Genomic DNA, 9767 nt, shown 5'->3' with positions numbered 1-9767 from the left:
TCATTCCGGCGAAAGCGGAAACTTAATACCGTATTGTAGTTGTTAAAAAGTGTGAAATTCTAATCCACAGCGTAATAAAAACGTATATTGGTTATCCCGTAACTAATAAATAATTTCTAATGAAATTCGCTAAAATAGTCTCCATCACCCTTTTAATACTTGCCAACTTAACTTCTTTTTCCCAAAGCAAAGACGTAAAACTACCACCGAATTGGTACAATCTTGATTTGATTAAGGACGGCTATTTTGGTATTAGCACCGAGAAAGCTTATTCTACTTTACTTAACGGAAGGTCACCTAAACAAAAGATAATTGTCGCCGTCATTGACGGTGGTGTTGATATTAATCATGAGGACCTAAAAGACATTTTATGGACCAACACAAAGGAGATTGCAGGCAATGGTATAGATGATGACGGAAACGGATATGTTGACGACGTTCATGGTTGGAACTTCATTGGCTCTAAACAGGGAAATTTGGCTTATGACAATTTGGAGTTAGTCCGAATATTACGAAAATATGCACCCCTTTATACCTCTACACTTCCTTCTACTGTATTAGACAGTACACAGAAGGAAGAATTTCGACTTTTCAATAAGGCTAGAACTGAGTTCGGTGTTCTTTACAATAACGCTGTCGATAATTTTAGATATATAAGCATTATCAATCATGTAATAGATTCGGTGGCTCGAGTTAATGGAAAGCCTATTCCCAGTGAGGAAGATTTCGATAGGTATACTCCAGATAATGAGGAAGAAGAGCAGGTGAAAAAGATTATTCGCTCTGGAATAAAAGAAAATAAAGGAGTTGATAAGTTTATTTCAGAAATGAAAGATGCTTATAAGCAATTTGATGTTATGCTTAAATACAATCTTAATCTAAAATATAATGAGCGTAAAGAGCTGGTTGGAGATAATTACGAAGATGCGTTTCAGCGTAATTATGGTAATAAGGACGTTATGGGTCCGAATGCTGACCATGGCTCACATGTTTCAGGTATTATTGCGGCGTCTCGAAATAATGGGATAGGAATTAATGGTATAGCGGCATCTGCAGTCATTATGCCCATTAGAGTTGTACCGGAGGGTGATGAGCGTGATAAGGATGTTGCAAATGGTATCCGTTATGCTGTAGATAACGGAGCAAAGGTTATTAACATGAGCTTTGGTAAAAGCTTTAAGTGGAATAAAAAAGTAGTAGATGACGCAGTCAAATATGCAGAACAAAAAGGTGTGCTTTTAGTCCATGCAGCCGGGAATGATAATGAGAACAATGATGCTTCTGAGAATTATCCTAACAAATATTTTGAAACACCCGAATCTATCGCTTATGAAAAAGCCAATAGGAAGTCAATAAGTATGATAACAATCACTAGGCCGGATGTTTCCACAGGAGGCCCTTATGATAGAAATCGAAGAACACCCCCGGCATCATTTAAAAAGCCTCCAATGGACACTACTAAATTCAATTTTCCACATGCATCAAACTGGATAGAAGTTGGGGCGAGTGCTTATTCCAATGACGCTAATTTGAAGGCCACTTTCTCAAATTACGGAAAGTATACCGTCGATGTGTTTGCACCTGGATTTATGATTAACTCAACAATACCTGGATCAAAGTATAAAGAATTCGATGGGACCAGCATGGCGTCGCCAGTAGTTTCCGGTTTGGCTGCACTAATCTTAAGTTATTATCCAGATTTGAAACCTGCACAAGTGAGAGAAATTATCATGAAGAGCGTGACAAAAGTTGATATAAAGGTTAAACACAAGACTGAGAAGGGGGAAGGTACTCGGGTTCTTTTTAGCGAACTATGTGTGAGCGGTGGAGTAGTGAATGCTTACCAAGCATTGTTGCTAGCTGAGAAGTATAGGAAGTAGTAACTGCTTTTAAGCAAATAGAAAATCCCTCGACTTTTAAGTTAAGGGATCTAATTCAAGTAGCGGGGAGCAGGATCGAACTGCCGACCTCAGGGTTATGAATCCTGCGCTCTAACCATCTGAGCTACCCCGCCGGGGATGTTATTTTTTGAAGAGTTGCAAATATAGAATAAATTACTTTTCTTTAGAAACAAATAGAAAATAATTAGTCCAATAATTCAGGTATAAGAATTAATCAATGTCAGAAAAGAAAAGGTTTACGCTAGAATACGAATTAAGATCATCTCCACGTATTTTATTTAGTTTTATAAGTGAGCCTAACGGTTTGTCCCAGTGGTTTGCTGATGACGTTGTTTTTAGAGATCAAGTTTATACATTTACCTGGGATGATGAGATCCAGAAAGCGAAACTGTTAAGCATTAAGGAGAACAGACTAGTTAAATTTAAATGGTTAGAGGATGAGCCACATTGCTATTTCGAAATGGAAATTGTCCAGGATGAACTTACTAACGATGTAGCATTATCAATCACAGACTTCGCTACTGATGAAACTTTAGCTGAGCGAACTTTGATATGGGATAATCAAATTACTTATTTACATAGTGTAATAGGTGCTTAATCTTCCAGCGTCTTTTTCTTAACTTTGTACCTTGAAAAAGATTCACTTACTATTACTAAAAGCATTCATCCGGCCATTTATAGTCACTTTCTTTATTGTGATGTTTATCTTGCTAATGCTTTTTCTTTTTAAGTATGTCGACGATTTAATAGGAAAAGGCTTTGAATGGTATACAATTTTAGAATTGATGTATTATGCATCTGCTTCTAATGTGTCTATGGCTCTTCCACTTTCGGTGTTGTTGTCATCCATCATGACTTTCGGAACCTTAGGTGAGAACTATGAGCTTGTAGCGATAAAATCAGCAGGGGTTTCGTTGCAGAAAGCAATGATGCCACTTTTAATTTTAATTATCGGGTTAGCAATAGGTTCGTTTTTATTTTCGGATTATATGCTGCCAAAAGCAAACCTAAAATTCGGCTCACTTTTATGGGATATACGAAATAAGAAGCTTTCGTTTTTAATCAAAGAAGGTGTTTTCAATAATAGCATTCCAGGGTATTCAATCAGAGTAGATAATAAAAGCTCGGACGGCATACTACACAATGTTATGATCTACGATCACACCAATACCGCAGGGATCGCAAAAATCATTATCGCAAAAGAAGGCGAAATGTCAAGTAATGATCAATTCTTGTTACTGAAACTCCGGAACGGTGTGAGCTATGAAGAATCTCAGGGAAGAAACACCTATAACAACCCAAGGCAAGAACTGAGACGGATCAGGTTTGGTGAAACGGATCAAAAGTTTGACATCTCTAGCTTCAAGATGAACAGGACTGATGAACAGGACTTTCGAGGTAATACACAGATGCTAAATCTCAAGGGACTTTCCAAAAAACGAGACTCTTTATCTAATGAGCTTGATAGTATCGATAAATTTGCAGCCACCAGCATTAGTACTTACTACAAGCAGTATAATTTTGCAAAGGGATACATGAAATTAAAAGTTCCTGCAACTGGTATTAAAGGCGATATTTTAGCTATAATTCCTGCTGACAAAAGAGCCGCAGTTATCCAAAATGCCATGGATCTGGCTACATCTGTTAAGCAAACAACAGCAGGCAGAATTGCTGATCATGATGATCGCTCACGCACCATTATAAAGGTAAAGATGGAATATCAGCGAAAATTCACGCTAGCGGCGTCTTGTTTATTGCTCTTCTTCATCGGGGCGCCTTTGGGTGCCATAATAAGGAAAGGTGGTCTTGGTTTGCCAGTAGTAATGGCAATCGTTTTCTTTTTGCTATATCATATAATAGCCACTGTTTCTGAGAAGTCAGCTACAACCGGATCATTAAACGCCTTCTTCGGTATGTGGTTGTCAATATTTGTTCTTTCACCTTTAGGTGCCTTCCTAACTTACAAAGCAACGGTAGATTCTGCCCTATTTGATGTGAATTATTTCAAGCAGCTTTTTATAAATCTCTTCCGCAAAAAAGGACTATCTCAAAAGGTCGATTAAGGCGCGGTATTGATTACTTAGTTGTGATAATATTAATAGGTAATGTTGGTCTCTAACATCGTAACTTTGGCAATAGTAACGGATGATCAACAAAACAGAGTTGATTCTGAACAAATAGAAAATGGAAATTAAACTTAATACGATAGAAGAAGCTATCGTTGATATTCAGGCAGGAAAAGTTATTATTGTTGTTGACGACGAAGATAGAGAGAATGAGGGTGATTTTGTAACAGCAGCACGAAATGCTACGCCTGAGGTGATCAACTTCATGGCAACATATGGACGTGGATTGATCTGTACACCGCTTACTGAATCCCGATGTGATGAGCTGGATTTGCCACTTATGGTAGGCAAAAATACCGCGGTTCACGAGACCAACTTTACAGTGTCAGTCGACCTTCGTGGTCATGGTTGCACTACCGGAATCTCCGCTTCCGATAGATCTAAAACAATTTTAGCCTTAATTAATCCTAACACAGATCCTACTGAACTTGGCAGACCAGGGCATATCTTTCCATTGAGGTCAAAGGAAGGTGGCGTATTGAGACGATCTGGACACACCGAAGCATCGGTAGATCTGGCAATATTGGCGGGCATGGAACCTGCTGGTGTTTTAGTTGAGATTATGAAGGATGATGGTGAAATGGCTAGACTACCGGATTTGATCAAAATCGCTGCTCAACATCAACTTAGCATTATTTCAATAAAAGATCTTATAACCTATCGTTTAGAACAAGAAAGTCTTATTAGGGAAGAAGTAAAAGTAAATCTCCCTACCCAATGGGGTGATTTTACGATGACTGCCTATACGCAGCTTGATACAAACGCGACTCATTTGGCCATCAGTAAGGGAGAATGGGCTATAGATGAGCCGGTATTAACCAGGGTTCACAGTTCATGTGTAACTGGAGACATATTTGGATCGTGTCGATGTGATTGCGGTCCGCAGTTACACAAAGCCATGGAGATGATTCATAAGGAAGGTAAGGGCGTAATTGTTTATATGAATCAGGAAGGCCGTGGGATCGGATTAGTTAACAAGCTGAGATCCTATAACCTGCAAGATGCTGGCTTCGATACCGTTGAGGCAAATATCAAGCTTGGGTTTAAAGGGGATGAGCGTGATTACGGCGTTGGAGCTCAAATTCTACGAGCGCAAGGTGTTACCAAAATGAAGTTAATGTCTAATAATCCAACGAAGCGTGCTGGGTTAACAGGATATGGCCTAGAGATTATAGAAAATATTCCTATCGAGATTAAGAGTAATGTTCACAATGAGCACTATCTAAAAACGAAAAGAGACAAAATGGGTCATCAAATCATGAAAGGCTAAATTATTTTTTCTTAGGGTCCCTGGTAACTGGTGTAGTATTAGGAGGTACAGAAGCGGATGGAAGCACAGGAGCCTTAACCGGTTCTGGTCTTTGTTCTGCTTCTTTTTGTTTCTGCGTCTTTTTATACTGTCCAGTAATCTTTCTCAAGAACTCACTAAACGAATCAAACTGTTGAGTGTAAATGAGTCCCATAGAAGTAACGTTATTATTCTGACTTATCCCAGTATTAAAGAAGTTGTTTTGCTGAGTCGGCGGTTTGTTCGCGAGCTTTCCAATGAGGGTACCGTCTTTCTTAATTAATCCAAGTACCTCTACCTCACCGCCGACGTTATTTCTAGAGAACCCGATCGGTGAAAGATCGTTCGTACTTCTTCTGTCTACGATACCCGCATTTAGTATTATACGCTCATTAAAAAACCTGAAGGACGCATTTGCTTCGCTTAAAGAGCGGATATTTATGTCAACAAAGTCAAGATTCAAAGAGGATAGGACATTGTTAAATTGGTTGAATAGGAGCTCTGTGGCTGTACTTGCCACACCTGATGTCAATTGCTTGCCGAGTGCTTCTTTTCCAGTTCCAGGAGCAAAACTCCGTCTAATAATTAAACTTAAAGCTTGAAGGTTACGGTTATTATCATCGTTAAAATATGATTGCATTTCCTCTTTAATTGCAGGGTTTGAGGGGAAGAAGATATCCAGTTTAATATCTGGCTTCAATAGCGATCCGGTAAGGCCCATTTCAACTTCAGTCAATACCCGTTCGTTCGCATTGGTCCCTTCACGGTTTGCCGCCGTATATAGATCACTTAAACCGGCTCTAAGAGCATAGATAGCTTTTAAATTAATTTGTGCGGTAGTGGGATTGCCGGTCCACCGAATGGTTCCCCCTTGCCTGATCTGGAATTTCTTGTTAATTATTTCCTGGGCTGTAAAATCAAAACTACCACTCTCGATAATGTAATCTCCAGACATTTCAAAATCCCCTAGACTGTTGATGTTCAAGGCCAGATTTTTTGAGTAACCTCTTCCTGAAAGATTTCCTAGAGTAGTAAAGAGGTTTGCAGTGCTATTAGCATCAACAACGAGGTTCAACCTCATTGTCAGACCATCGAAACTTGTCTCCTTTTTAGTTATTTTTGTGGTATCGCGACTTACAAACGTGATAAAATCTTTGCTCGAGACTGTCTCTGAACTGTTCAAAGGAAGATTGAATACAGTGCCTCTTTCCGTTTTTGCATCAATGTCGATGAAAATTTTATTTGTAGGCCCCTTGAATCTGAAGGTCCCGGTGCCATAAGCACGACCGAAATACAAAGGATTATCCTTTGCTGTGGTATTTAAGGCCATAAAGTCCTTCGCTTCGACAGTTACATTAATTGTCGGTGTGCTTAACACATTAAGGTCCACAGACCCGTTAGCTACTGCTTGGTGATTTTCTACGTCATTTAGCTTCAAATCGACTATTTTAATTACGCTGTTCTCCACTGTTACCTTATCGGAAATATTATACGCAGTTTTTAAATAGTTGATGGTCATTTCCCCTTTGTCGAACGAGATTTCCCCATTTATGGCAGGCTTAGAAAATGGACCAACGACAGCCAAATCCGCAGAAATTTGACCTTTTAAATTCGTTACGAGCTTCTTAACAAACGGTCCCAGAACAGCCAATTCACTTTCGTCTAGTTTAATTTTAACATCGATTTCCTTATTCTCTAAATCGAGGTTGCCTGTTGCTTTTAGTGTCTCTTTATCGCCGGAAACGATATTAGTGTAGACATTTGCAAGGTTCTTAGTTTTGTCGTAGGATGATGTATCAGTTAGTGTACCTATATATGTAGTGTTAAAGGTTAATGAATCGATTTTTAGATTATCATTTATCCTTGGAGATTTTAACACGTTGTAAAGCTGAGTCTGTCCATTCGCTTTACCGGACAACTTCACACCGAGTGTCTTCACAAAAGGATTCATTGTTTTTAAATCAAAGTCCTTAAAGCCTACGGAGAGAAGATCTGCCGGATCGTTAGATAGGATACCATCGATAGTTAGTAGTTGATTTCCATTACTTAGGTCGAAGTTTGTGATTTCTGTCTTCCCGTTTTGGAAACTAATTCTAACCTTCTCCTGGATTTTCCAATCTTCACTATTAATCTTTAAAATAGAAGGAAGTATGCTAACTTTAGCGGTAGTATCGTTTGCAAACTCGATCAAACCATTTAAATCCAGCTGGTTTGCGTCGTCTGCGTTTGACAGCTTAACGTTAAGTGTCAAACTATCATTACGCAAAATGTTTGAAATGTTAACGTTCTTAATGTATAAGCTGTCGTTCAAATCGACCCTGTCAGATGTTAAGGTCGCTTGTAGCTGGTTACTCGAGGTGCTTTCATCAATAATGATATTATTAACGATAACCCCCTTGTAATTAAGTTTTTTTACAAAACCGTTTAGAGTTGCAATGTTGTTTGGAGAATCAAAATTCCCTATCAAGATGGCTTGATCCTCAATCTCAAGCCCTGGCGCTACCAGTTCTGCGATTGGCTCGAATTTTTTAATGTTTAAGTTTAACGTGAATATCTGATCACGATACTTTAAATCCTTTGCTTTCAGTGACGGAATATATTTTTTGGCCAGCGCTGTATAATATGGAATGATCGTGTTTAAATCATATTGCCCCCTCAAGCTTGCGTCTAGAATGTCAGAGTTGATCTTCAATGTCCTGTCTCTACCGATTCCGTTCGCCTGCAGCCTCACAGAATCAATATTATAAATACCTTTTACGTTTTCCAATCTTATCTGTTGGATTACCAGGTTTCCCTGGATATTATTGAGGTTGTTACCAGAAAAGTTTGTACTGAATTTTGCATCAATCTTTAGGGAATCTTTATGAAGCTTAAGCTCCTTTAGTTTCGCATCCTTGATGGTAGCTTTGAAATTAAATACAGGTAATTTAGGATTTAGGTTGACGCCACCGTCGAATACAAGCTGAAGATTTTTATCATCTACTTGTACAGAACCATCAAAATACTTCTTAACAAATGTTCCATCAATTTTAACGTTTCTATATCGGTAGTTGTTAAAGTCGATGTAGTCGATGTCGCCCGACAGCTCTTCGGATAAGGTATTTATCTGCGTGCCACGTCCTTTGATATAAAGTTGAGCAGTGATGTTGCCTAGACTCTTTTCGTTTATTAACGGGCCGATGCCGAAATCATAAGTCTTTACATTGCCAGAATAGGAGGGAATACCCTTTTTGTCAATTTTCATGTTGACATCAGATACTAACCGGCCTATCTTAGTTTTAAACTCTCCATAAGCGATGAAATCGTTTTGGAACCCAGTAAAAGAGCCGTTGAAGTTTATATTACCAAACTTCCCTACCACAGCTGGGATTAATTTGGATTTCTTTCCCGAAACTGACGCTAGGATCTCGTCCAGATCTACCTTATTCGTGCCAGCCATTTCTATCTTCAGATCCATAAAGGTTTCTTTGAGATTTGGTAAGCCTTTTAAAAGAAAGTCTCCCTTTATATAGGTGGCTTTACCCGCTTTTATCGAAAACTTCTTTGCCTTTAAATTACTAACAAAACCCGATAATTGACCATCAACTTCCAGATTCAGACTGATCTTATTAAGCTGAGGGGTAAAATAGGAGATGTCACTAGAAGCTAGAAAACTATTTTTAAAGTTACCTTTCATTCTAACCTTATTAACAAAATCACGAAAGTCGGTGTATTTTTCAAAACTCATCTTGAAATAATCCGACAAACGGCTTTTGTTCGTTACCAGCATCAACTGTTTTAATTCTATCTGGTTTGTATCAATTGTAGCAAATGAGGTAAGGTTTTTTAAATAAAATCCGCTCTTTTCCTGGAAACTTAAGTTTTTAATATTCGCCTGCATCAGGTGATCGGAAGTGTTAAGCTGTTCGAAGATTCCGTTTAAAGAATTCATTTGAATATCATCAAAATTCACCCCTTTCATTAAAGTGTCAACTCTTAAGTTTTTGTATTTGAAACCAATGTTATTCAAAATGACTCTGTCGAACGATAGATTAAATGGCTTTTTCTTAGTCTTTACTTTAGGAGATCCCGAATTAAAATAGTTTATGATAAAGTCTACGTTCGTTGAACGGTCTTTGTAAGATTTAAGAAAGAAGTTACCGTTATTAATTTGAACAGTATTAACGTTAAGAATACGGCGTTTTAGAGAAAACTCATTTATATCGATTAAAAACTCTGGTGTATGGAGTAAAGTATCTTTCTGAAGATCCAAAACCAACAGGTCCTCAATGACTAGAGATTTAAAAGGTTTAAAGTATATACCAGAGAGTGAAACTCTGGTATTCAGCTCCTTCGACAGATAAGCTGCAGCGCGCTTTGCTACATACGTCTGAACGGGTTTGAATTGAAATGAAAATAAAATAATTGCTACCAATAATATAACTGATGCAACTATCCAAAGAAGTATTTTTA

The 9767-nt window shown here is 38.2% G+C and carries 5 protein-coding genes and 1 tRNA gene; 4 read left to right on the top strand and 2 right to left on the bottom strand.

Translation table 11 applies throughout. From position 1 onward, the window contains the following. Positions 1-119: 119 nt before the first annotated feature. Complete coding sequence (locus WKF66_RS21355) at positions 120-1880, top strand: S8 family peptidase (RefSeq protein WP_489676541.1); 1761 nt, start codon at positions 120-122, stop codon at positions 1878-1880. 60 nt (positions 1881-1940) lie between these two features. Here the strand turns inward: WKF66_RS21355 and WKF66_RS21350 are convergent. Beyond that, positions 1941-2014: transfer RNA gene (locus WKF66_RS21350), tRNA-Met, on the bottom strand. A 104-nt stretch (positions 2015-2118) separates the two neighbouring features. Between WKF66_RS21350 and WKF66_RS21345 the strand changes: the two genes are divergently transcribed. The 3 genes from WKF66_RS21345 (at position 2119) to WKF66_RS21335 (ending at position 5297) form a co-directional block, all read left to right on the top strand. Beyond that, the gene (locus WKF66_RS21345) at positions 2119-2499 is read left to right on the top strand and encodes an START-like domain-containing protein (protein ID WP_489676540.1); all 381 of its coding nucleotides are present in this window, start codon (positions 2119-2121) and stop codon (positions 2497-2499) included. 31 nt (positions 2500-2530) lie between these two features. Then, on the top strand, positions 2531-3964 hold the full coding sequence (locus WKF66_RS21340; protein WP_489676539.1) for an LptF/LptG family permease: 1434 nt from the start codon (positions 2531-2533) through the stop codon (positions 3962-3964). 121 nt (positions 3965-4085) lie between these two features. Then, positions 4086-5297, top strand: coding sequence for a bifunctional 3,4-dihydroxy-2-butanone-4-phosphate synthase/GTP cyclohydrolase II (locus tag WKF66_RS21335; protein ID WP_489676538.1), 1212 nt, complete (start codon positions 4086-4088; stop codon positions 5295-5297). A 1-nt stretch (position 5298) separates the two neighbouring features. Here the strand turns inward: WKF66_RS21335 and WKF66_RS21330 are convergent, their stop codons facing one another. Next, entirely contained in the window at positions 5299-9729 is a 4431-nt protein-coding gene (locus tag WKF66_RS21330; RefSeq protein ID WP_489676537.1) for a translocation/assembly module TamB domain-containing protein, read from the bottom strand. Positions 9730-9767 lie beyond the last annotated feature (38 nt).

Source organism: Pedobacter sp. (assembly GCF_037719805.1).
GTDB lineage: Bacteria > Bacteroidota > Bacteroidia > Sphingobacteriales > Sphingobacteriaceae > Pedobacter.
This window is presented reverse-complemented; position numbering and strand designations above follow the sequence as displayed.

Coding starts and splice junctions, on each gene's coding strand:
- WKF66_RS21355 (WP_489676541.1), top strand. CDS start 120: ATGAAATTCGCTAAAATAGTCTCCATCACCCTTTTAATACTTGCCAAC.
- WKF66_RS21345 (WP_489676540.1), top strand. CDS start 2,119: ATGTCAGAAAAGAAAAGGTTTACGCTAGAATACGAATTAAGATCATCT.
- WKF66_RS21335 (WP_489676538.1), top strand. CDS start 4,086: ATGGAAATTAAACTTAATACGATAGAAGAAGCTATCGTTGATATTCAG.